The sequence below is a fragment of the Arthrobacter rhamnosi genome, from assembly GCF_054510975.1.
The window spans coordinates 468,172-490,457 of the sequence record NZ_JBTNDN010000002.1 but is presented as its reverse complement, the minus strand read 5'-3'; the positions used below and the strand labels follow the sequence as shown (position 1 = coordinate 490,457).

Here is a 22,286-nt window from a genome sequence, read left to right as displayed (position 1 = left end):
CAGGGAAGGTCACTGCTCATTCAGCCGTGAACGGCGGACGGTCCCGTCCGGTCTCCATTAGACCAGACGGGACCGGTGGGCCTTCGCTAGGAGGCGACCTTGATGGAGTCGATGGCCGTCTGGGCCTTCTCGCGCAGGGCCTCCGACAGCGGGGCGTTCCCGGCCGAGGCCTCGGCCTCTGCCTGGCCGTCCTCGCTGATCACGTAGGAGCCGAATGCCTTCACGAGGTCGACGGTCTCCTGGCTGTCATAGGTGGTGCAGTAGATGTGGTAGCTGACCAGGACGACGGGGTAGGCGCCGGATTCGGTGGTGTCGCGCTCGAGGTCGAGAGCCATGTCGACCTCGGGGCGTCCCTCCACCGGCGTCGCCACGTCGACGGCCTTGGCTGCGGCGTCCGAGCTGATCTCGGTGTACTCCTCGCCCACCTTGACCTTGGCCTTGCCGAGGTCTCCGACCGCGGAGGCGTCCGCATAGGTGATGGCGCCGTCGGTCGAGGTGACCGTCTGGACGACACCCGAGGTGCCCTTGGCGTTCTCGGACTCGAGCTCGGCCGGCCAGGCGCCCGCAGCCTCGTAGGTCCAGTCCTCGGGGGCCGCAGCGGCGAGGTACTCGGTGAAGTTCTCGGTGGTGCCCGACTCGTCCGAGCGGTGCACGACGGTGATCGCGGTGTCGGGGAGCTCGACGCCCTCGTTCTGGGAGGCGATCGCGGGATCGTTCCAGGTGGTGATCTCCTTCTTGAAGATCTGCGCGATGGTGGGAGCGTCGAGGTTCAGTTCGGTGACGCCTTCGAGGTTGAAGGCGATCGCGATCGGGGAGATGTAGACCGGGACGTCGATCGCACCCTCGGGACCGCAGACCTCCTGGGCCTGGGTCAGCTCGTCGTCCTTCAGGTAGGCGTCCGAGCCGGCGAACTGGGCACCGCCGCTCAGGAAGGCCTTGCGGCCGGCACCGGATCCGTCGGGCGAGTACTGCACCATGGCGCCCTGGTTGGCGGCTTCGAAGCCGGCCTTCCAGGCTTCCATCGCCGAGTTCTGGGCGGACGAGCCGATGCCGGTGAGGGTCCCCGTCACCGCGGAGCCTGCAGCGGAGGATGCGCCTCCGGTCGCCGCGGGCTGACCCGTGGCATTGTCGGAACCACACGCGGTCAGCGCCAGCGCAGCTACGGAGATAACTGCCGCAGCGCGGCCAAAGCGAAGAGCCTTCACTAAATTTTGCCCCTTCCAGGGATGCGTTCATCGGTGCGCGAGAGGCACTCGGGAGAGATGTACACGTTCCTGTACACGTTCCACGCTAGGTACCGCAGGTGAAGAGAGTGGCCGAGGGACATGAACGGAAGGTGAACAGCGCAGGACCATTGGCCCGCGGCACCCGTGGCCGCTGGCGGAAAAGACGAAAGTCACCTCCCCCCTACCTCCTAGACTGGGAGCATGCCGCCGCGCCAGGGAGTGTCCGCAACCCTCGCCTTCCTGCGCAAGCGCTCCCGCATCGGTTTCAAGCGCAGTTCGAACTCCGTCGTCAATGCCGTGCAGATGACGGTGTGCGCCGTTGGCGCCTACGCCTTCGCCGAGGAGGTCCTCGGGCACAGCGGCCCGCTGTTCGCGGCGACGTCGTCGATGATCTCCCTGGGCTTCTCGAGGGACCCGCGGCTTCGGCGCGTCCTCGAGGTGGCGATCGGCTGCACCCTCGGCATCTCGGTGGGAGACCTCCTGCTCACCTTCTTCGGCACGGGGCTCTGGCAGGCCGCCGTCGTGCTGTTCGTCTCGATCCTGCTGGCCCGCTTCCTGGACAGCGGCACCATCTTCACCACGCAGCTCGGACTGCAGTCCCTGCTCGTGGTCCTGCTCCCGGCGCCGCAGGGCGGGCCGTTCACGCGCAGCGTCGACGCCGTCGTGGGCGGGCTCTTCGCGCTCGTGATCACCGTGCTGCTGCCCCGCGATCCACGACGCGAGCCGAAGACGAACGTCCGGGGCCTGCTGGGCGAACTGTCCGGCGTCCTCCGTGACAGCGCCTCGGCACTCCGCCAGAGTGATTCCACGCTGGCGTGGCACGCCCTGGTTCGCGCACGGAACTCCCAGTCCCGGCTCGACGCCCTCACGGGCAGCATGAGAGCCGCGCAGGAGGTCGCCCGGATCTCGCCCGCCTACCGGCGCCACCGCGACGAGCTCGGCTCCCTGCGGAGCGCCGTGGAATCCATCGACCTGGCCATCCGCAACAGCCGTGTCTTCTCCCGTCGCCTGACGTCCGCCATCAACCACGCGGCCCTCACGGACGAGGCGATCGAGAGCCTCAGCCAGTCGCTCGAGGACACGGCCGACGCCGCGGATGCGCTCAGCCGGGCGCTGTCCGCCGGAGACTCCGCCGAGCGTCGCCTCAACCTGCGTCAGGCACGCAATGAACTCGCTGCCGTCGCCACCGACCTCCACCCCGAGACCCTCGACATCGGAGGCCTTGAGGGTGAGGGGCTCGTGCTCCTCCTGCGCCCCCTCGTGGTGGACCTCCTCGAGGCCACGGGCCTCTCCCACGAGGACGCCGCCGGATACCTCCCCCGGCTCTGACGACGGCGACCGGCTGTGTCGGTGCCCGCCGGTAGCCTGAAGGAATGGCCACGAAGACTTCCCCTGCCGCGCGCTCGGCACGCAACAACGCTCCGAACTACCGCTGTGCGGAATGCGGCTGGACGACGGCGAAGTGGGTAGGGCGCTGCGGTGAATGCCAGGCCTGGGGCACCGTCGAGGAGACAGGCCAGGTGATCGCACGCACCACGGCCGCCACCGCAGTCACCACCCCGGCCCGGCGGATCGCCGAGGTCGACGCCACACTGTCCGGATTCCAGCCCACGAAGATCGATGAGCTGGACCGCGTGCTCGGCGGCGGACTGGTGCCCGGGGCCGTGATCCTGCTGGCCGGCGAGCCCGGCGTCGGCAAGTCGACGCTCCTGCTCGACGTCGCCGCGCGGGTCGCGCGCCTGGGCAAGGATGTCCTGTACGTCACGGGTGAGGAGTCCGCAGCCCAGGTGAAGCTCCGCGCGGACCGGATCGACGCCGTCGCCGATTCCCTGTACCTCAGCGCGGAGACGGATCTGGGCCAGGCCCTCGGCCAGGTCGAGAAAATCGATCCTGCACTGCTGATCGTCGACTCCGTCCAGACGCTCAGCAGTGCGGCGGTCGATGGAAGCGCCGGCGGTGTCACGCAGGTCCGGGAGGTCGCGGCGTCGATCATCGGGGCGGCGAAGGCACGGGGCATGACCACCCTGCTCGTCGGGCACGTGACCAAGGACGGCTCCATCGCCGGCCCCCGGCTGCTCGAGCACCTCGTCGACGTGGTCTGCCAGTTCGAGGGTGAGCGCCACTCACGCCTCCGCCTGCTGCGGGCCGTGAAGAACCGGTACGGCCCGACGGACGAGGTGGGATGCTTCGACCTGACGGACGGGGGCATCGAGGGACTCGCAGACCCCAGTGGCCTCTTCGTGTCCCGCACCAAGGACCCCGTGTCGGGGACCTGCATCACGGTGACGCTCGAGGGCCGTCGCCCACTGCTCGCCGAGGTCCAGGCGCTGCTGGCGGAATCCCCCACCTCGCAGCCGAGGCGGGCGACGAGCGGCCTCGACAGCTCCCGCGTCGCCATGCTGCTCGCGGTGCTGCAGAGCCGTGCCTCGGTCAGCGTGAACAAGGACGACAGCTATGTGGCGACGGTGGGGGGCGTCCGCCTGACCGAGCCCGCCACGGACCTCGCCGTCGCCCTCGCCATCGCCTCCGCGAAGACCGACCATCCCCTGCCGGCCCGGCTCATCGCGTTCGGGGAGGTGGGCCTCGCCGGGGAGGTGCGTCCCGTCCCCGGCATCGGACGGCGCATCCAGGAGGCGGAGCGGCTGGGGTTCACGCACGCGATCGTCCCCGCGTCCCCCGGCGGCACGGGTCCCGTGCCGAAGGGATTCTCGGTGCGGGAGGTATCCACCCTCGCGGAGGCGCTGGCCCTGCTGTTCTAGGCGCTGCCGTTCCGGGTGCACTCGGGGCATCACCGGTCCACGACGGGGACCGGTGCGGAGGATTTCGTGCACCCCAGTAGTATTATGTTCGGCTGCGCGGCTAGAGGCGCCGCCACCGACCACTGTCCGAGACTCGACGGCGGCCGCCCGACTGCGCCGGGCCTTCAACAGCGCGGGCGGTGAAAGGATAGGCCCATGGTTCGTAGTCCGGAGGACTCACTCAAAGCCACCCTTGCCAGAGTAGCTCCAGGAACACACCTGCGCGACGGTCTTGAGCGAATCCTGAGGGGACGCACAGGTGCATTGATCGTGCTCGGCTTCGACCGCACGGTGGATTCCATCTGCTCGGGCGGCTTCGACATCGGCATCGAGTTCTCACCCACGCGCCTGCGCGAACTGGCGAAGATGGACGGCGCGATCGTGTGCGACAAGGATGCGAGCCGCATCCTCCGCGCCGCCGTGCAGCTCGTGCCCGACCACACCATCGAGACGCAGGAATCGGGTACCCGGCACCGCACCGCCGAGCGCGTCGCGAAGCAGACCGGCCTCCCCGTGATCAGCGTCAGCCAGTCCATGCAGATCATCGCCCTCTACATCGACGGGCTGCGGCATGTCCTGGAAGGCTCCGAACCGGTGCTCGCACGCGCCAACCAGGCCCTCGCCACGCTCGAGCGCTACCGGGCTCGACTCGACCAGGTCACGAACTCGCTCTCGGCCCTCGAGATCGAGGCCATGGTCACCATCCGGGATGTCGCCGTCACACTGCAGCGCCAGGAGATGGTCCGCAGGATCTCGGAGGAGATCTCGCAGTACGTGCTGGAACTCGGCGTCGACGGCCGCCTGCTGTCCCTCCAGGTGGAGGAGCTCACCACGGGCCTCGGACCGGGCAGCGAGATGGTGCTGCGGGACTACATGAACCTCGGGTCCAGCACCGCGTCGCTCGACGAGCGGGTAGCGACCCTGCAGGGCTTCAGTTCGGCGGACCTCATCGATCTCGGCACCATTGCGAGCGTCCTGGGCTTCAATCCGTCCGTGGACTCGCTGGAGGCTGTCATCCAGCCGAAGGGCTACCGCCTGCTGTCCGGCATCAAGGCCGTACCACCGGCCGTCGCCAACCGGTTGGTGGACCACTTCGACGGCCTGCAGAACCTCATGGCCGCGAACATCGACGACCTGATGGCGGTGGACGGGATCGGCGAGCAACGTGCCCGGACCGTCCGTGAGGGGCTCTCCCGGATCGCCGAGACCAGCCTCCTCGACCGCTTCATGTGAGCTCCGGGCGGTGCACCGCCTCCGCCGGCCGGGCGGTGCTCCCACGGCACACAGGGCTGCGACCTTCGCGGGCATGCAGCGGCGGGGACGCGGCTGCGGCCTACTGCAGCGTGAAGTCCACGGGGCTGCTGCTCCTGGCGCCGAGCCGGGTGGTCAGGGCATACGTCCCGGGCCCGGGGTCCTCCGCCACGGCGCAGCCCGGGGCCGTCCGGTTGCGGGACCATTCGAAGGTCGCGCGTTCCTCGCCGCCCGGCTCGATCGTGCGCTCGAGGTCCTGCGAGTCGTGCTGGCAGTCGGTGGAGGAGAACACGCGCTCGTCGGCGCTGGTCAGCACGAACTCCATCTGGGACGTACCCACATTCACCGTGCAGGCCTCCGGCCCCTCGTTGCGGACCACGAGGGACAGGACAGGATCCTCTCCCGGCCCGTAGCTCTGCCTGTCGGTCTCGGCGGAGACCACGACCCTCGCCGGATCACAGCCGTCGCCCGATGCGGAGGGCGAAGCGGAGGGCGAAGCGGAGGGCGACGGGGAAGGTGAAGCGGAGGTGGCGCTCGGCGAGGGAACCGGTGATGCGGAGGGCGCCATGGACGGGGCCGAGCTCGAGGGGGCGGGGCTGGTGGTCGCGGAGGAACCGGCTTCGGGCGTGGGCGGTTCGCCCGCCGCAGCATCGGCGCCCTTCCCGAGCACGCCGGCCAGGACGAGGCCCGCGATGGCGAGGGCCGCGATCACCAGGAGCGCGAGGATGGTCACCGCCAGGCGCCTCCGGCGGTAGACCGCAGGGCTGTGCCCCCGCCTGCTGCCCGTGCGCCTGCCCGTTCCGCGATCGCCCGTGGATGCCATCCATCAAGGGTAGGGAAGGCCCCCGCATTACTCCGGCCACCACGCCGGTGGATAGAGTATTCACGACGATGACTCAGGAGCACCCATGATCCCCGGCAACGGACCTACGACGGATCCCTCACGCCCTGCCGGTGCCGCCCGGGACGCGGGTGCTGCCGGTGCTTCCCGGGACGCAGGGAGGCTCGACGGACTCCATGCCCGGATGGCGGACTGGTTCGCCGGGACGGCGCGGGACCTGCCTTGGCGCGATGCCGACTGCTCGCCGTGGGGCATCCTCGTCAGCGAGGTCATGCTCCAGCAGACCCCGGTGGTCCGCGTCCTGCCGGTGTGGCGTGAGTGGCTCGAACGATGGCCCTCCCCCGCCCACCTCGCCGCAGAGCCCTCGGGTGCCGCCGTCCGGCACTGGGGCCGCCTCGGCTATCCCCGCCGGGCCCTCCGCCTGCATGCCGCGGCCACCGCCATGGTCGCGGACCATGGCGGCGCCGTGCCGACCACCTACGACGAGTTGCTGTCCCTGCCGGGGGTCGGCACCTATACGGCTGCCGCGGTGGCCGCTTTCGCGTTCGGGCGGCGTGAGACCGTCGTCGACACCAACATCCGCCGCGTGCATGCCCGCGCCTTCGGTGGGAGCGCGCTCCCGGCCCCGGCGCTGACGGCCGCGGAGATGAAGCGAGCCAGGGAACTCCTGCCCGCCGAGAACACCCTGTCGGTGCAGTGGAATGCAGCAGTGATGGAACTGGGAGCGGTGATCTGCACCGCCCGGTCCCCGCTCTGCGACGTCTGCCCCATCCTCGACGCGTGTTCCTGGGTCGCGGCGGGACGGCCTGCTCCCGACTACGTCCCCAAGGGGCAGTCGTGGGCGGGCACGGACCGGCAGGTGCGCGGCGCGATCGTCGCCGTATTGCGTGATGCCGAGATTCCCGTCCCGCGATCCATCCTCCTGGAGTCCCCGGTGGACCTCAGCATGGGCGTGCCGGCCGCCCCGGGTCAGGCGCTGCGTCCGGCCGCCCTGGCCACGCTGCATGGCCTGCAGGCGCCGGCCGAGCAACTGGAACGCGCCCTGGCCGGGCTCCTGGCCGACGGCCTGGCCGAGGACGCCGACGGGGGCATCCGCCTGCCGGGCTAGAACCTGCCCGTCAGGCAGGCTCGCCGAAGCCCGATTCGACCGCCTGCCCGATGAAGTCCACCGCTGCCTGAGCGTCCGGGCCGCTCGCCTCGGCCGTGACCGTGCGGCCCTGACCGAGCCCGAGGCTCATGAGCAGCATCACCGACTTCCCGTCGACGCCGTTCACCGTGACGTCCGCGTCGAGGTCCGCCAGTCCGGTGGCGAGCGTGGCCGCGGGCCGCGCATGCAGCCCCATCTGGTTGGGCAGCGTCCAGGAACCGCTGGCCGTCCGGCCCCCGGGCGATGGGCCGGGAGCCGCATCGCTCCCCGGAGCCGCTGCCGCGTGGCTGACGAAGGGCTCGAGTTCCTCGGGCCGGATGGAGACGACGGCGGCCTCGGCTGCCCGGACCACCTCGTCCAGGGAGGATCCTCCCTGGGCCTGGACGGCGGCCGCGACCGCGCCCTCCACGAGTGCGGCCTGGGCGAGGCGGACGGACGCGCGCTCGTCGGGATCGAGGAACTCGAGCACCATCTCGGCGGTCATGACGGCCGAGCCGAGATCGGTCAGGACCACGACGCCGTCGCCTCCGGACGCCTGCTGGATGCCTGCCTGTACGCGGTCGAAGCTCGTGCCGATGCGTACCGGGCCTCCGCCGTCCTCCGCTCCCCCGGCGGCGACGAGGACGACGTCGGGCGCCATCTGCGCGGCGAGTTCGACGACGCCCTCCGCGATCTTCGCGCTGTGCGACACGATGACCAGGCCGACGCTCATGCGATGCCCTCTCCCGCGGCCTCCGCAGCGGCCTGGAGGATCAGGGCGGTCGACACGGCCCCGGGATCCTGATGGCCCGCGCTGCGTTCACCCAGGTAGCTCGCCCTGCCCTTGCGGGCGATCAGGGGCTCGGTGGCCACCGCTCCCGCATGGGCCGCAGTGGCCGCGGCGGCGAGTACCTCGGGCGGGGTCGCTCCGGCCTGCGCCGCGGTCTCGGCCGACTCGGTAGCCGGTGTCCAGGCGTCCACCATGGTCTTGTCGCCGACCTCGGCCTTGCCGCGGGCCACGATGCCGTCACGGGCGGCCCTGATCATCCCGGCCGCGGCGGCCGCGTCGATCTCGCCGGTGTCACCGAGCGAGGTCGCCGCACGCAGGAACGCCGTCCCGTACAACGGACCGGCAGCACCCCCCACGGTGGACATCAGGGTCATCGCGACCTGCTTGAGCACGGCCGCCGGAGTGGCGGGAGCATCACCGGAGTCGAGCTTGGCGACGACGGCGCTGAAGCCCCGGTCCAGATTCTCGCCGTGGTCGGCGTCGCCGATGACCCTGTCGAGTTCGATCAGGAGGGCACGGTTCTCGGCCACCACGCGGGCGGTCTCCTGCACCCACCGGAGGGCCCACTGCGTATCGAGGGCAGCGGCCATGCTCATGCCCCCCAGCGCAGGGCTGCCGTGCGGACGGGTGCGTCCCACAGGTCGAGCATCTCGTCGTCGACGCGCAGGATGGTCAGCGACGCGCCCTGCATCTCGAGGGCGGTGATGTAGTTGCCCACGAGGGACCTCTCGATCGTGACGCCGAGGCCCTCGAGCAGTTGCGCGACCTTCCGGAACACGATGTACAGCTCACTGGCGGGAGTCCCGCCCATGCCGTTGACCATCACGAGTGTCCTGTCCCCGGCGGTCAGCCTGAGATCGGCGACGATCGGCTGAAGCAGCCGCTGCGTGATGCCGTCGGCGTCCTCCATGGCGATCCGGTGCCGGCCCGGCTCCCCGTGGATGCCGATGCCAATCTCGATCTCGTCCTCGGCCAGGTCGAAGCTGGGGACCCCGGCGTGCGGAACGGTGCACGCGGCCAGGGCCACACCCATGGAGCGCACACTGTCCACGACGCGCTGGGCGACGGACGCAACGCCGTCCAGGTCGTCGCCGCGTTCTGCTGCGGCGCCGGCTATGCGCTCCACGAAGACGGTTCCGCCGACGCCGCGCCTGCCCGCCGTGTACAGCGAGTCCTCGACGGCGACGTCGTCATCGACGAGCACGGACCGCACGGTGACGCCCTCCGCTTCGGCCATTTCCGCGGCCGTCTCGAAGTTGAGGACGTCACCGGTGTAGTTCTTGACGATGTGCAGGACGCCCGCGCCGCCGTCGACGGCCGTGGTGGCGGGGATGATCTGGTCCGGCGTCGGAGAGGTGAAGACGGCGCCCGGCACCGCCGCGTCGAGCATCCCGAGTCCCACGAAGCCCGCGTGGAGAGGTTCATGGCCGCTTCCACCCCCGGACACGAGGCCCACCTTGCCCTGCACGGGAGCATCCCTGCGGGTGACGAACAGGGGGTCCGGATGGACGGTGACGATGTCGGCGTGGGCGATCCCGAATCCTTCGACGGACTCGCTGACCACGGCCTTGGGGTCATTGATGAGCTTCTTCACGGCGACTGCTCCTTGACTGGGAACGGACATCTGACAGCCTGCAGCCCGTCCCTCGTGGACCACCCCGGCCACTGGACACGTTACCGTCCGTTCCTGCCGCTGCCTATAGGCCGGAGGCAGCCCCGGCGCAGGTCGAAGACCGGCCCCAGGACCCGACCCGGAGACCGCTGGAGGGCGGTTCCGGCGGACCGGTTAAACGCCCGAGGGAGGGCCCCCGGCAGGGTGCCCTCCCTCGGATCGCCGGGCCGCACGATCAACGGTGCGGCCCGGATGGATCAGCGTCCCTTGAACGCATCCTTGATGTTCTCGCCGGCGTCCTTGAGGCTCGAGCTGGCCTGGTCCTTGTGGCCTTCGGCTTCGAGGTTCTCGTCCCCGCTCGCCTTGCCGAGACCTTCCTTGATCTTTCCGCCCAGGCCTTCGCTCTTGTTCCCGATCTTGTCATCCAGTCCCATGATGCGGACCTCCTTCGACTCGGTGTACAGCCACCGGTTCCGGTGGCCTGCCAGCATCTCGAACGCGATGCTAAGTAGTCTTACTATATGCACGGAGGCCTGCCGATTGCCAGCCTGCGGCGGGAGGGTCTTCAGAGCCGCCGGATCATCCGCGTATTGCCGAGGGTGTTGGGCTTGACCCGGGCCAGGTCCAGGAACTCGGCGATACCCTCGTCGTGGGACCGGAGGAGCTCGGAATAGGTCTGGGGGTCGACGGCGGACTGGTCGGCCATGACCTCGAAGCCGTGGCGCCGGAAGAAATCGACCTCGAACGTCAGGCAGAAGACCCTGCTCACGCCGAAAGCCCGCGCCTCCTCGAGGAGTTCCTCCACGAGCGCGTGGCCCACGCCGTGGCCGCGGGCTGCGGGTGAGGTCGCGAGGGTGCGCACCTCCGCGAGGTCCTCCCAGATGATGTGCAGCGCCCCGCAACCGAGCACCTCACCGCCGTCGGACTCCGCGATGCGGAACTCCGGGAGACCCTCGTAGTAGGCCACCGTCTCCTTCGCGATCAGGATGCGCTCCTCGGCGAGCGGCGCGACGAGCGACTTGATGGCGGGGACGTCCGCGGTACGTGCGGGACGGATGGTGAAGGGCAGCGTCATTCGACCCACTCTACAAACCACCGCCCCGCCCGTGCCTACAGGCCCAGCTCCGACGGGAGTTCGCGCTCCTCCCCGAGGACGTGGGAGGCGAGGAAGGCCTCGACGACCCCGTACCAGATCCGGGCGTGCTGGGGCTTGAGGATCCAGTGGTTCTCGTCCGGGAAGTACAGGAACCGGTGGGGCGTCCGGCCCTCGTCGTCGGCCGGGAGCTTCGACGCGGAGAGCAGCTCGTACCAGAGCCGCAGCCCCTCGCCGATCGGGACGCGGTAGTCCTTGTCCCCGTGGATGACGAGCATCGGTGTGCTGATGTTCGCCACGTGGTGGTGCGGGGAGTTCTCGCTCATCATCTCCGGCGTCATCTCCCGCTCCCAGTAGTACGCGACGTCGGTCGTGGGCCCGAACTGGTCCAGTGCCCACAGGCTCGCGTGCGTGACGATCGCCGCGAAGCGGTCGGTGTGCCCGGCGACCCAGTTCGCCATGTAGCCGCCGAAGCTGCCACCCATGGCGGCGACGCGGGTCCTGTCGATGTCGTCCCGTGCCATCAGGCCGTCGGTGGCGGCCATGAGGTCGGTGTAGGGGGCGCCGCCCCACTGGCCCCACCCGCGGTCCACCATGTGCTGGCCGTATCCCGTGGACAGCGCGGGATCAGGCAGGAGGACGGCGTAGCCCCGGGCTGCCATGATCCAGGGCGACCAGCGCCACGTCCAGGCGTTCCACGAACCGATGGGGCCGCCGTGGATCCACAGCAGCGCCGGGACCGGGGCGTCGGCCGAGGCGCCGTCGGGCAGCACGAGCCAGGACCTCACCGGCTGGCCGTCGTCCCCCGCCGACTCCACGCGTTCGAGCGAACCGGGGAGCTCGGGGCGTTCCGCCGGGTTGGGGAGCCGCTCGGTGGCTCCGGAGGCGAGGTCGATCCGGACGACCTCGGGCGGGAACAGGTAGGAGCTGCGGAGGGCGTACGCACTCCTGCCGTCCGGGGACACCCGGACGTCCGTGTAGGCCGCGCCATCCGCCGTCACACGGCGCACGGCACCGGTGGCGACGTCGATCACGAACACGGGGGCGGACCCGTCGTCATCCGCGGTGACCACGAGGGCCGAGCCGTCGGGCAGCCATGCGGCAGGAGACGGCCAGCGATCCCACTCCCCGGCGAGTTCGGAGGGATCGCCCCCCTCGAGGGGAAGCAGCAGCAGGCTCGTGCGGGGTGCGAGGTCGGCCCTGGTGCGCCGGTCCCTGATCACCGCGAGGTACCGGCCGTCCGGGCTCACGGGACCGGGCGCGTAGTCGTTCCCGCGGTCGTCCAGCAGGATGACGGATTCCTTCGTGGCGACGTCGACCCGCACGAGCACCGTGCGCTGGGAGCCGCGCTCCTCCGGCACCGTGAGGGAGGTGAAGAGCGCGGAACCGTCGGGGCTGAGGACGGGGTGGGCATCCCGGAGGCCGCCGCGCGCGGAGGGGACGAGGTCCGTGAGCGACCGGTCGCCGTCCTCGCCGAGGTCCTGCAGCCCGAAGTACCGCGGCTCCTCCGGCCCGAGGTCGGCGTCCCAGTACCGGACCGGATAGCCCGAGTGGAGGACCGCGGCGACGCCCGTCTCCTTGCGTGTCTTGCGGCGCTCGGCGTCGTCCTCCTCGTCCGCCGAACCGGCCAGGACGGCCGCGGTGACCACGACGACGTCGGCCGCCTCCGCGGTGGCCACCCCTGCCACACCGCCCTCGCGCGTCAGGAGCAGCGAGGCCTCACCGCCGGACGCGGGCAGGCGCCACAGGGCCGGGCGCTTCTCGCCGTCGGCGTCGTCCGGGTCGGGACGCGCCGAGGTGAAGAGCAGGTCCCCGCTCGGGAGGAACGCCGCGCCGGACTCGCCCTCGGAACTGCGGGTCAGACGGCGGGCGGGCTGCCCGCCGGTCGGGTCGACCTCCCACAGCGCCGTCTGGTACGCGGTCTTCTTGGGGTCGAGGGTGGCGACGGACGTGACGAGGCGGGTGCCCTCCCGGTTGAGGACGAGCCCGCCGAGGCGGGGCAGGGCGACGAAATCCTCGAGGGAGGAGAAGGGGGTGGTCATGCGTCATCTCTACCACCGCGGAGGGGCACCGTTCCACCTTTCGGGGGAATCCCGTTGCCGGGGGCACCGATTCTCCTGCTCCCGTGAAACGAGGGAACCCGCCCTGGTGACCAGGACGGGTTCCGTCGTAGCTCAGATGCTGCTGGTACTACTCCAGGACGGTGGCCTCGAGCGCGGCCGGAGCGTCCTCGATCTCCTTGGGGGCGCCGTGTCCCACGAAGGTGAAGCGTGCATCCACGCCCTCGCCCTCGACGTCCACGTCGACGCGCTCTCCCGACTTCAGCTCGCCGAAGAGGATCTTCTCCGAGAGCTGGTCCTCGATCTCGCGCTGGATGGTGCGGCGCAGCGGCCGCGCTCCCATCGCGGGATCGTAGCCGCGGGTCGCAAGGAGCACCTTGGCCGCGGGGGTGAGCTCGATCGTCATGCCCTTGTCCGCCATGCGGCGGCTGAGACGCTCGAGGAACAGGTCCACGATCTGGACGATCTCGTCCTGCGTGAGCTGCGGGAACACCACGGTGTCATCGACACGGTTGAGGAACTCGGGCCGGAAGTGCTGCTTGAGCTCCTCCTGCACCTTCGCCTTCATCCGGTTGTAGCTCGTCTGGGTGTCGGTGCCGGACTGGAAGCCCGTCATGACGCCCTTCGAGATGTCGCGGGTTCCGAGGTTGGTGGTCATGATGATCACCGTGTTCTTGAAGTCCACCATGCGGCCCTGGCTGTCCGTCAGGCGGCCGTCCTCGAGGATCTGCAGGAGCGAGTTGAAGAGGTCGGCGTGTGCCTTCTCCACCTCGTCGAACAGCACCACGGAGAACGGCTTGCGGCGGACCTTCTCGGTGAGCTGTCCGCCCTCCTCGTAGCCCACGTAGCCCGGAGGGGCACCGAAGAGCCGCGAGACGGTGTGCTTCTCGGAGTACTCGGACATGTCGAGGGTGATGAGGGCGTCCTCTTCACCGAACAGGAACTCGGCGAGTGCCTTGGCGAGCTCCGTCTTACCGACACCGGTGGGACCGGCGAAGATGAAGGAACCACCGGGACGCTTCGGGTCCTTGAGGCCGGCCCGCGTGCGGCGGATCGCCTGCGAGATCGCCTTAATGGCCTCGTTCTGTCCGATGACGCGCTTGTGCAGTTCTGCTTCCATGTTGAGCAGTCGCGAGGATTCCGCCTCGGTCAGCTTGAACACGGGGATGCCGGTCGAGTTGGCGAGCACCTCGGCGATGAGTTCCTCATCGACCTCCGCGATCTCGTCCAGCCCGCCGGACTTCCAGCGGCGCTCCTTGTCGCTGCGCTCGTCGTGGAGCTTCTGCTCCTTGTCGCGCAGCGCCGCAGCACCCTCGAAGTCCTGGGAGTCGATGGCCGACTCCTTCTCGCGCTTGACGTCCGCGATGCGCTCGTCGATCTCCTTGAGCTCCGGCGGCGCGGTCATCCGGCGGATGCGCAGGCGCGCTCCCGCCTCGTCGACGAGGTCGATCGCCTTGTCCGGCAGGAAGCGGTCCGAGATGTAGCGATCCGCCAGCGTCGCCGCGCTGGACAGGGCGCCGTCGGTGATCGAGACGCGGTGGTGCGCCTCGTAGCGGTCGCGCAGGCCCTTGAGGATCTCGATCGCGTGCGCCACGGAGGGCTCGGCGACCTGGATCGGCTGGAAACGGCGCTCCAGCGCGGCGTCCTTCTCGATGTGCTTGCGGTACTCGTCCAGGGTGGTGGCACCGATGGTCTGGAGTTCACCGCGGGCGAGCATGGGCTTCAGGATCGACGCTGCATCGATGGCGCCCTCGGCGGCACCTGCGCCGACGAGGGTGTGGATCTCATCGATGAACAGGATGATGTCGCCACGGGTGCGGATCTCCTTGAGGACCTTCTTCAGGCGCTCCTCGAAGTCACCGCGGTAGCGGGAGCCTGCGACGAGGGACCCGAGGTCCAGCGTGTACAGCTGCTTGTCCTTGATGGTCTCAGGGACGTCGCCGCGCACGATCGCCTGGGCCAGGCCTTCGACGACGGCGGTCTTGCCTACCCCGGGCTCACCGATCAGGACAGGGTTGTTCTTGGTGCGGCGGGAGAGGACCTGCATGACGCGTTCCATCTCCTTCTCGCGCCCGATGACGGGATCGAGTTTCGACTCACGCGCCGCCTGCGTCAGGTTCCGGCCGAACTGGTCCAGCACGACGGAGCCCGCGGGAGTGCCCTCCTGCTGGGGGCCGCCGGTCGCTGCCGGCTCCTTGCCCTGGTAGCCGGACAGCAGCTGGATGACCTGCTGGCGGACACGGTTGAGGTCTGCGCCGAGCTTCACGAGGACCTGCGCGGCGACGCCCTCACCCTCGCGGATGAGACCGAGCAGGATGTGCTCGGTACCGATGTAGTTGTGGCCGAGCTGGAGTGCTTCCCGCAGGGAGAGCTCCAGTACCTTCTTGGCCCGGGGGGTGAAGGGGATGTGGCCGGACGGGGCCTGCTGGCCCTGCCCGATGATCTCCTGAACCTGTTCCCTCACGGCACCCAGCGAGATGCTGAGCGACTCCAGGGCCTTTGCGGCAACACCCTCGCCCTCGTGGATCAGGCCAAGCAGGATGTGCTCGGTGCCGATGTAATTGTGGTTGAGCATGCGGGCCTCTTCCTGGGCCAGCACAACAACTCGACGGGCACGATCTGTAAATCTCTCAAACATGAGACACACACTCCTAGCTAACGCGTATTTCGATGCTACGGGTACGGGATGTGCTTTGGGTGCGTGTTCGCCACAGGCGAGATAACGCCGAAGGGCTTCCCCTCCGGCGCCGCCCGGGGGTGGTCAGCGCTGTGCGGCGCGGTATGCCTCGACGATTTCGCTGTTGACACGGCCGCGGGAGGAGACGTTGTAGCCGTTCTCCTTGGCCCACTCGCGGATCTGCGCGGCTTCCTGGTTGCGGGCCGGGGCCGGGGCGCTGGGGCGCTGCTGCTTCGAGGAGTTGCTGCGGCGGGCTGCGCCGACGTATTCGGCGAGGGCGGAGCGGAGTTCCGAGGCGTGCTCCTCGGAGAGGTCGATCTCGTATTGCACGCCGTCGAGGCCGAAGCGCACCGTCTCGTCGGCTTCTTCGCCGTCGATGTCGTCGATGAGAATGATCTTTACCTTCTGCGCCACAATGCTCTCCTAATTGGTTCCTCGATATCAATGCCCCCTGAAATGAGTATGGGCCACTATTCAATCGAGGTCAAAGAAGGGCATTTCTATCCGGGGTCGATTTCCTGGTCGTCATTCTTTTCCCGCGTCGCCTCGCGGTTCCGCGCGTCCTCGGCGTCCTGCATTTCCTCCGCGCGCGCCATGGCCTCGCGCTCCGCGCGGTCCGCATTGAATATGGCCTTGATCACGAAGTAGAAAATCACCGCCAAGCAGGCTGATGGTAGGAGGACCGCAACATATTCCACGGCTACTGCCCCGCTTCGGGCTTGAGAATGGGGAAGAGGATGGACTCGCGAATTCCGACGTTCGTGAAAAGCATCACGAGGCGGTCGATTCCGAGTCCGATACCGCCCATGGGAGGCGCTCCGTATTCGAGTGCCCGGAGGAAGTCCTCGTCCAATTGCATGGCTTCGTCGTCACCGGCGGCCGCCTGGCGGGACTGCTGGGTCAGGCGCTCGCGCTGGATGACGGGGTCGATGAGCTCGGAGAAGGCGGTGCCGCGCTCCATGCCTCCGATGATGAGGTCCCAGGCTTCGATCAGTCGCGGATCGTCGCGGTGCGGCCGAGCCAGCGGCTGGGCGGAGGGCGGGTAGTCGTAGACGAACGTCGGCTGGATGAGCGTGGGTTCCACGATCTCCGAGAACAGCTCGAGCACCACCTTCTCGGCACCCCAGGCCGGGTCGAGCGAGACCTCGTGACGCTCCGCGATCGAGTGGAGGTCCTCGAGGCTCGTCTCCGGGGTGACGTCCTGCCCCACGGCGGCGGACAGCCCCGGGTAGACACCGAGCCACGCCCATTCACCGTTGAGGTCGATGGTGCCCTTCGCGGTCTCGATCGTGCGCGAGCCCAGGAGATCGGCGCACGCGAGGATCATCTCCTTCATGCGGTCCGCCATGACGAACTGGTCGGCGTAGGCCTCGTAGCACTCGAGCATGGTGAATTCGGGGCTGTGGGTGGAGTCGACCCCCTCGTTGCGGAAGATGCGCCCGATCTCGTACACGCGGTCGATCCCGCCGACGACGGCCCGCTTCAGGTACAGCTCCAGGGCGATCCGGAGGGTCATCTTCTGGTCGAACGCGTTGAGGTGCGTCTCGAAGGGACGGGCCGTCGCACCGCCGTGGATCAGCTGCAGGATCGGCGTCTCCACCTCGATGTAGTCGCGGCGGTTCAGTGTCTCGCGGAGGGTGCGGGTGATCGCGGCGCGCGTGCGGACCATCTGGCGGGCTTCCTCGCGCACCATCAGGTCGACGTAGCGCTGGCGCACGCGCGTCTCCTCGTTGACGCCCGCGTGCAGGGTGGGCAGCGGCCGGAGGGCCTTCGACGCCATGGTCCAGGAGTCGGCCATCACGGAGAGTTCCCCGCGGCGGGAGCTGATGACCTCGCCGTGCACCTGCACGTGGTCGCCGAGGTCCACGAGCGACTTCCACTCGGCGAGGCTGTCGGCGCCGATCTCGGCGAGGCTGAGCATGACCTGGAGCCGCGTGCCGTTCCCCTCCTGCAGCGTGGCGAAGCACAGCTTCCCCGAGTTGCGGATGAAGACCACACGGCCCACGACGGCGACCTGCCGGCCGCTCGACTCCCCCGTTTCGAGGTCCGCGAACTGCTCCCGGACCTCCGCGAGCGAGTGTGTCCGCTCCGGCTTGACCGGATACGGCTCCGTCCCGGCGTCGAGCAGGGCTGCGCGCTTCTGCAGCCGGAAGCGCATTTGCTCGTTGAGGTCGTCCGCGGGGAGGGTTTCGTCGTGAGTCACGGAAGACAAGTTTACGGCCCCCTGCCGGGCCCGCGGTGTCGGCCGGCGGCGGTGTGGGTCAGGCCACAACGGGCAGGACGGTGTTGTCGATCAGGCGGACCGCACCCACCCGTGCCGCGACCACGGCGAGCGCTTCTGCTGCCCGGTCCTCCCCCCGGGGCGTGAACGACACCGGGTCGACGACGTCGAGGTAGTCGAGGTCCACCAGGTCCTCGGCGGACACCTGGGCGCGGGCTCCCGGGAGGTCGAGGGGTTCGCCGCGGGCGGCACGGTCGCGCAGGGCGCCCAGCACCCTCGACAGCACGAGGGCCGCACGCCGCTCCTCGGGGCCGAGGAACCGGTTCCGGCTCGAGAGGGCCAGCCCGTCGGCGTCGCGGACGATCGGGACGCCCTCGATGCGCACCGGCATGTTGAGGTCGAGCACCATGCGGCGGACGAGCGCGAGCTGTTGGGCGTCCTTCTCGCCGAAGTACGCACGGTAGTCCGCCGTCGTCGCGGGCAGCCCGAGGTTGAGGAGCTTGGACACCACCGTCAGCATGCCGTCGAAGTGCCCGGGCCGCGACGCGCCCTCGAACACGGTGCCCATCAGGCCCGCGCCCACCCGGACCAGCGGCTCTCCGCCCGGGTACATGTCCTCCACCGAGGGGGCGAAGACGACGTCCACCCCGCATCCGCCCAGGAGCCGGAGGTCGTCGTCGAGCGTCCGCGGGTAGCGGTCGAGGTCGGCGGCGTCGCCGAACTGCAGGGGGTTCACGAAGATCGAGGCGACGACGACGTCGTTCGCGGAGCGCGCGGTCCTCGCGAGCGAGGCGTGGCCCGCGTGGAGGCCTCCCATGGTGGGCACGAGGCCCAGCGACGGCGGCCCTTCCGCCGCTCCCCGCCGGACCGCTGCCCGCTCGAGCAGTCGGGTCGTCGCCGCGCGGAGGTCCGCCGGGGTGGAGACGAGGAGGGGGGTTGCCGGGCGGTGGAGGCCGGTCGAGGTCACGGGGTGGTCCTTCATGGGTCGGGGCGGGCGCGGGAGGCGCAGGGGTGCTGGTGGGGGTGCTGGGCAGGGGTGCTGGACGGGGAAGCCGGTCCCGGGATCAGGACGGGGCGCCGGGGGCCCCGTCCTGCGGGCCGGGCGGTCCCGCGGTGCCGGGGGCGTCGGCGAGCGCGGTGAGGATGGCCTCGGCCTGCGCCGGCGTGAGGACGCCCCGCTCGAGCGCTCGCAGCGCCGTGGCGCGTGCCATCCCGAGGTAGGCCTGGCGGGTGTCGGGGGCGTCGTGCGCCTCGAGGGCGGCCCGGTGCGCGCGGACCGTCTCGGCGTCACCCCGTGCCACCGGCCCCGTCAGCGCACCTTCCCCCGAGGACAGGGCGTTCTCGAGCGATGCCTTCATGAGCGGCCCCAGCATCCGGTCGGGGTGCTGCACGCCGAGGTCGGCGAGGAGCTGCGCGGACTGCGCGGCGATCGTGACGAGGTGGTTCGAGGCGTGGGCGAGGGCCGCGTGGTACAGCGCCCGCGACTCCTCCTCGATCACCACGGGCTCGCCGCCCATCTCCACGACGAGCGCCTGCGCGATCGGCAGCACCGCGGACGGGGCGGTGATCCCGAACATGCTGTCCGGCAGGCGTCCGAGGTCCAGGCTCAGTCCCGTGAACGTCATGGCGGGGTGGATGGCCAGGGGGATGGCCCCCGCCGCGCGTGCCGGGGCGAGCACTGCGGTGCCGTGGCGGCCGGAGGTGTGCACCACGAGTTGCCCGGCCTGCCACGCGTGGAGCTGGGCCAGGCCCTCGACCAGCGTCGGCAGGGCGTCGTCCGGCACCGCCAGCAGCACGAGTTCGGCGCGTTCGATGATGTCCGGGACCTCGAGGACCGGCACTCCCGGCAGGAGGTTCTCGGCACGTTCGCGGCTCGCCTCGGACACTGCGGAGACACCGACGACGGCGTGCCCCGCGGATCGGAGGGCCGCGCCGAGGACGGCGCCGACCTTTCCGGCGCCGACGATGCCCACTCCGAGCCTGCCGGGTCGGCGGGACGCTTCAGCGCTGGTCATCTACGGGTTCCTCCCTGTGGGCGGCTGCGGGTACGTACACCGGCGCCTCGGGCAGGACGTCCGGGACGGGACCCTGCGCGGAGGGCTCCGCCGGGCGGGTCTTCATCCACTGCTCGGGCCCGCTGCGCCGCCGGGCCTCCGCTGCCCGCACCGCCTGGCCGTGGAACAGCTCCTCTGCGGCGGCGGAGTCGACCAGGGAGACGCGCGGGGTGACAGGGCCCGGGGTCGTCTGGAACTGCAGGTTCGACACCCGGAAACGGCGGTCGATCGGGCCCTGCTCGATCGACAGCGACTGGGTCCGCTCGTGCGGCACGACGACGAGTTGCCGCCACAGCACGCCCGAGCGCAGGAGGAGGGCCGTGCGCGTCACGGCGAAGCCGTTGCGCCGCCATGCGAGGGGTGCGAGCCATCGTGCGCGGCGCGGCGTGGTGGTGAAGCCCTCCTCGCCGTCGCGGCCCGTCATCCCGGCCGAGAAGATCTCGACTGGACGGGGTGTCCCGGGATCGGGCAGGACGAGGGCCAGGATCTGCAGCACCTCGTCACGGGTGCCGACGGGGAGCAGGGTTGTGCGTGCCTGCCCCTCGTTGGACGCGGACAGCCCGTACCCCGCCACGTTCCCCGTGACGCGGTACCACCCCTTCAGACGCCACAGCGGGGACTGCACGATGCCCAGTGCCTGCACCCGGCCGGGCGGAACGGTCTGCGCGCGGGTGTCCAGCAGGCCGTAGCGCAGGCGGATACCGTCGGGCGAGGTGGCTGCGCGGAAGTTGTAGCCCGTGTTCAGCGCGGACCAGTAGGAGCCCCCGACGCCGATGAGGACGGGGATGAACGACGTCGCGATGATGGGCGTGCGGAACACCACGCCGAGGGTGACGACGACGGCGGCCGCCACGACCAGTGCGATCGTCGTCCCGGACAGGACCGCGGCACCGAGGACGCGGGCGGATGGGATCACCACGACCTCACGTTCGGGGGCTTCGAGGGCCTCCTCCGGGTGCTCCGGGTCCGTGACGCCCGCTGCACGCGCGAGGATGGTGGCGCGCAGCTTCCTCGCGTCGTCGAGCTTCAGGAACGCGAGGCGTACCGCGGATTCCCCCGCGTCGGCCACCTCGAACTTGAGCTCGGCGAGCCCGAAGATCCGGGCGAGGAAGGGCTGGACGATGTCGATGGCCTGGACCCTGTCCAGGCGTGCCTGCCGCTGCTGCCGGAACACGACGCCGGAGTGCACGCGCACGTGCTCGGCGGTCACCTGGTACCGCGTGAAGTACCAGGAGACGAAGAAAGCGGCCGCGATGACGAGGACCACGCCGAGCACGACCCCTGCGGCCAGGAGGAGGCCGACACCCTCGGGCAGGGGGCTGCGCCCCCTCGTCCCGGCGTCGAAGAGCCCCTCGAACCAGTCCCTGCCCACGAAGTAGAGGATGGCTGCCAGCGCGATCCAGCCGCGCACGAGCGGGGAGATGAAATGGACCCGCTGCCAGGCATCCCCGGGGTGGAGGTCGACGGGGCCCGGTTGTCCTGCTCCCTCGCCCCCCTCGGGTCCGGGAGCCGCCGGGAGCCCGCCGGACGGTTCGTGCGCGGTCACAGCCCGGCCAGCCGAGCTTCTCCCCGCGCGGACAACTGCTCGCGCAGCCTCGTGCCCTCCTCGGTGGGCAGACCGGGAAGGGAGGCGTTGGTGGCGGGGGACGCGGTATGGAGCTTCAGCGTGCAGATCCCGAAGGCGCGCTCGAGGGGCCCGACGGAGACGTCGACGTACTGCATGCGGCCGTACGGCACCACCAGGGTGCGCTGGAAGAAGACACCCGAGCGCAGGAGGAGGTCCTCGTCGCGCTCCGCGTAGCCGATCGCCGCGACCTGGCGCGGGAGCAGGAGGCCCCGCCAGAGGGCGATGACCAGCACGACGGCGGGCAGCCCGGCTGCCACCCCCAGGGGCGGGAAGGATTCCCAGACGCCCGTGAGGCGGAGGACCAGCGGGATGCTGCACAGGACCACCCAGACCAGGGACCCGATGAGCCAGCCGAGCAGCCGGACGCGCAGGTACTTCGGCGACACCCGGGCCCACCGGAGTCCGGAGGGGTCGATCGGTTCCCTAGGCATATTCCCCCTCGGTGTGGCCCGGAGCGCCCGTGCCGTCGTCGTCCGGAGGAAGTTTGCAGAAGTCCTCGACCACCAATCCCACCATAATCATCAGGGTCCCGCCCACCATGAGTGCCACGGATCCCCAGAGGGGTGCGGTGGTGGAGCGGACCGACAACAGGGTCAGCTGGTCTACGAAGATGCCCGCGTGCCAGCCGAGGCTCAGCGCGCCCGCGTAGGCGCAGGCCTGGGCGAGGACGAGGGTGCGGGTGGCGAGGATCGGGTCGAGGGGCCGGTCCCGCTTGCCGTTGCGCCACCGAAGGACGCGGCTCCCGAACACCAGGGTGATGGCGATGATCACGGCGGTGGTGACGAGGGACGTCAGCGGCAGGGTCGGCGTGCCGTAGCCGTTGCGGGTCGCGAGCCAGTTGACCAGCCAGCCGGCGAGTCCGGCCACCAGGCCTACCAGGGCCAGCCAGCGGAACCGAAGGGTGTTCACG

Annotated in this window: 21 protein-coding genes; 4 read left to right on the top strand and 17 right to left on the bottom strand. The window is 70.1% G+C overall.

Annotated features, from left to right (window positions below; translation table 11 throughout):
• Positions 1 to 86: 86 nt before the first annotated feature.
• The gene (pstS, locus tag ACX80J_RS06640) at positions 87 to 1,205 is read right to left on the bottom strand and encodes a phosphate ABC transporter substrate-binding protein PstS (RefSeq protein WP_459344255.1); all 1,119 of its coding nucleotides are present in this window, start codon (positions 1,203 to 1,205) and stop codon (positions 87 to 89) included.
• A 222-nt stretch (positions 1,206 to 1,427) separates the two neighbouring features.
• Here pstS and ACX80J_RS06635 point away from each other — a divergent pair, with 222 nt between their 5' ends.
• The 3 genes from ACX80J_RS06635 to disA all read left to right on the top strand — a co-directional run bounded on the left by ACX80J_RS06635 (position 1,428) and on the right by disA (position 5,257).
• Positions 1,428 to 2,555: an FUSC family protein gene (locus ACX80J_RS06635; RefSeq protein ID WP_459347224.1), complete on the top strand. Its 1,128-nt coding sequence runs from the start codon at positions 1,428 to 1,430 to the stop codon at positions 2,553 to 2,555.
• A 44-nt stretch (positions 2,556 to 2,599) separates the two neighbouring features.
• The gene (gene radA, locus ACX80J_RS06630; protein WP_459347223.1) at positions 2,600 to 3,985 is read left to right on the top strand and encodes a DNA repair protein RadA; all 1,386 of its coding nucleotides are present in this window, start codon (positions 2,600 to 2,602) and stop codon (positions 3,983 to 3,985) included.
• A gap of 195 nt (positions 3,986 to 4,180) precedes the next feature.
• Complete coding sequence (gene disA / locus ACX80J_RS06625; protein ID WP_459313151.1) at positions 4,181 to 5,257, top strand: DNA integrity scanning diadenylate cyclase DisA; 1,077 nt, start codon at positions 4,181 to 4,183, stop codon at positions 5,255 to 5,257.
• Positions 5,258 to 5,357: 100 nt separating this feature from the next.
• Here the strand turns inward: disA and ACX80J_RS06620 are convergent, their stop codons facing one another.
• Positions 5,358 to 6,098, bottom strand: a complete 741-nt coding sequence (locus tag ACX80J_RS06620; protein WP_459347222.1) for a hypothetical protein — start codon at positions 6,096 to 6,098, stop codon at positions 5,358 to 5,360.
• A gap of 202 nt (positions 6,099 to 6,300) precedes the next feature.
• Between ACX80J_RS06620 and ACX80J_RS06615 the strand changes: the two genes are divergently transcribed.
• Positions 6,301 to 7,224, top strand: a complete 924-nt coding sequence (locus ACX80J_RS06615) for an HhH-GPD family protein (protein WP_459347450.1) — start codon at positions 6,301 to 6,303, stop codon at positions 7,222 to 7,224.
• A 10-nt stretch (positions 7,225 to 7,234) separates the two neighbouring features.
• On the opposite strand, the gene dhaM is transcribed toward ACX80J_RS06615, so the two are convergent.
• The 15 genes from dhaM to ACX80J_RS06540 all read right to left on the bottom strand — a co-directional run bounded on the left by dhaM (position 7,235) and on the right by ACX80J_RS06540 (position 22,285).
• Positions 7,235 to 7,975 (bottom strand): dihydroxyacetone kinase phosphoryl donor subunit DhaM, encoded by a 741-nt coding sequence (gene dhaM, locus ACX80J_RS06610; protein ID WP_459347221.1) that lies wholly within the window; start codon positions 7,973 to 7,975, stop codon positions 7,235 to 7,237.
• Complete coding sequence (dhaL, locus tag ACX80J_RS06605; RefSeq protein WP_459347449.1) at positions 7,972 to 8,622, bottom strand: dihydroxyacetone kinase subunit DhaL; 651 nt, start codon at positions 8,620 to 8,622, stop codon at positions 7,972 to 7,974. The genes dhaM and dhaL overlap by 4 nt, the downstream gene beginning before the upstream one ends.
• A gap of 2 nt (positions 8,623 to 8,624) precedes the next feature.
• The gene (gene dhaK, locus ACX80J_RS06600; protein ID WP_459347220.1) at positions 8,625 to 9,626 is read right to left on the bottom strand and encodes a dihydroxyacetone kinase subunit DhaK; all 1,002 of its coding nucleotides are present in this window, start codon (positions 9,624 to 9,626) and stop codon (positions 8,625 to 8,627) included.
• Between the two features lie 275 nt (positions 9,627 to 9,901).
• Positions 9,902 to 10,135, bottom strand: coding sequence for a CsbD family protein (locus ACX80J_RS06595; protein WP_459347219.1), 234 nt, complete (start codon positions 10,133 to 10,135; stop codon positions 9,902 to 9,904).
• Between the two features lie 74 nt (positions 10,136 to 10,209).
• Complete coding sequence (locus ACX80J_RS06590; RefSeq protein WP_459344248.1) at positions 10,210 to 10,719, bottom strand: amino-acid N-acetyltransferase; 510 nt, start codon at positions 10,717 to 10,719, stop codon at positions 10,210 to 10,212.
• Between the two features lie 35 nt (positions 10,720 to 10,754).
• A complete protein-coding gene (locus ACX80J_RS06585) occupies positions 10,755 to 12,779 on the bottom strand; it encodes a S9 family peptidase (RefSeq protein ID WP_459344247.1) in 2,025 nt (674 codons plus the stop codon).
• A gap of 148 nt (positions 12,780 to 12,927) precedes the next feature.
• A complete protein-coding gene (locus ACX80J_RS06580) occupies positions 12,928 to 15,435 on the bottom strand; it encodes an ATP-dependent Clp protease ATP-binding subunit (protein WP_459344246.1) in 2,508 nt (835 codons plus the stop codon).
• A 123-nt stretch (positions 15,436 to 15,558) separates the two neighbouring features.
• On the bottom strand, positions 15,559 to 15,888 hold the full coding sequence (locus tag ACX80J_RS06575; RefSeq protein WP_459344245.1) for a histone-like nucleoid-structuring protein Lsr2: 330 nt from the start codon (positions 15,886 to 15,888) through the stop codon (positions 15,559 to 15,561).
• 86 nt (positions 15,889 to 15,974) lie between these two features.
• Entirely contained in the window at positions 15,975 to 16,136 is a 162-nt protein-coding gene (locus ACX80J_RS06570; protein WP_363321910.1) for a hypothetical protein, read from the bottom strand.
• Between the two features lie 38 nt (positions 16,137 to 16,174).
• A complete protein-coding gene (gene lysS, locus ACX80J_RS06565) occupies positions 16,175 to 17,677 on the bottom strand; it encodes a lysine--tRNA ligase (protein ID WP_459347218.1) in 1,503 nt (500 codons plus the stop codon).
• 58 nt (positions 17,678 to 17,735) lie between these two features.
• Positions 17,736 to 18,677, bottom strand: coding sequence for a pantoate--beta-alanine ligase (gene panC, locus ACX80J_RS06560; protein ID WP_459347217.1), 942 nt, complete (start codon positions 18,675 to 18,677; stop codon positions 17,736 to 17,738).
• 82 nt (positions 18,678 to 18,759) lie between these two features.
• Entirely contained in the window at positions 18,760 to 19,710 is a 951-nt protein-coding gene (locus ACX80J_RS06555; protein ID WP_459347216.1) for a Rossmann-like and DUF2520 domain-containing protein, read from the bottom strand.
• Entirely contained in the window at positions 19,697 to 21,295 is a 1,599-nt protein-coding gene (locus tag ACX80J_RS06550; RefSeq protein WP_459344241.1) for a PH domain-containing protein, read from the bottom strand. The genes ACX80J_RS06555 and ACX80J_RS06550 overlap by 14 nt, the downstream gene beginning before the upstream one ends.
• Positions 21,292 to 21,807 (bottom strand): PH domain-containing protein, encoded by a 516-nt coding sequence (locus ACX80J_RS06545; protein ID WP_459344240.1) that lies wholly within the window; start codon positions 21,805 to 21,807, stop codon positions 21,292 to 21,294. The genes ACX80J_RS06550 and ACX80J_RS06545 overlap by 4 nt, the downstream gene beginning before the upstream one ends.
• The gene (locus tag ACX80J_RS06540) at positions 21,800 to 22,285 is read right to left on the bottom strand and encodes a DUF3180 domain-containing protein (protein ID WP_459344239.1); all 486 of its coding nucleotides are present in this window, start codon (positions 22,283 to 22,285) and stop codon (positions 21,800 to 21,802) included. Before ACX80J_RS06540 ends, ACX80J_RS06545 begins: the two co-directional genes overlap by 8 nt.
• Between the last annotated feature and the right edge of the window lies 1 nt (position 22,286).

Coding starts and splice junctions, on each gene's coding strand:
- ACX80J_RS06635 (WP_459347224.1), top strand. CDS start 1,428: ATGCCGCCGCGCCAGGGAGTGTCCGCAACCCTCGCCTTCCTGCGCAAG.
- radA (WP_459347223.1), top strand. CDS start 2,600: ATGGCCACGAAGACTTCCCCTGCCGCGCGCTCGGCACGCAACAACGCT.
- disA (WP_459313151.1), top strand. CDS start 4,181: ATGGTTCGTAGTCCGGAGGACTCACTCAAAGCCACCCTTGCCAGAGTA.
- ACX80J_RS06620 (WP_459347222.1), bottom strand. CDS start 6,098: ATGGCATCCACGGGCGATCGCGGAACGGGCAGGCGCACGGGCAGCAGG.
- ACX80J_RS06615 (WP_459347450.1), top strand. CDS start 6,301: ATGGCGGACTGGTTCGCCGGGACGGCGCGGGACCTGCCTTGGCGCGAT.
- dhaM (WP_459347221.1), bottom strand. CDS start 7,975: ATGAGCGTCGGCCTGGTCATCGTGTCGCACAGCGCGAAGATCGCGGAG.
- dhaL (WP_459347449.1), bottom strand. CDS start 8,622: ATGGCCGCTGCCCTCGATACGCAGTGGGCCCTCCGGTGGGTGCAGGAG.
- ACX80J_RS06595 (WP_459347219.1), bottom strand. CDS start 10,135: ATGCTGGCAGGCCACCGGAACCGGTGGCTGTACACCGAGTCGAAGGAG.
- ACX80J_RS06590 (WP_459344248.1), bottom strand. CDS start 10,719: ATGACGCTGCCCTTCACCATCCGTCCCGCACGTACCGCGGACGTCCCC.
- ACX80J_RS06585 (WP_459344247.1), bottom strand. CDS start 12,779: ATGACCACCCCCTTCTCCTCCCTCGAGGATTTCGTCGCCCTGCCCCGC.
- ACX80J_RS06580 (WP_459344246.1), bottom strand. CDS start 15,435: ATGTTTGAGAGATTTACAGATCGTGCCCGTCGAGTTGTTGTGCTGGCC.
- panC (WP_459347217.1), bottom strand. CDS start 18,677: ATGAAGGACCACCCCGTGACCTCGACCGGCCTCCACCGCCCGGCAACC.
- ACX80J_RS06555 (WP_459347216.1), bottom strand. CDS start 19,710: ATGACCAGCGCTGAAGCGTCCCGCCGACCCGGCAGGCTCGGAGTGGGC.
- ACX80J_RS06545 (WP_459344240.1), bottom strand. CDS start 21,807: ATGCCTAGGGAACCGATCGACCCCTCCGGACTCCGGTGGGCCCGGGTG.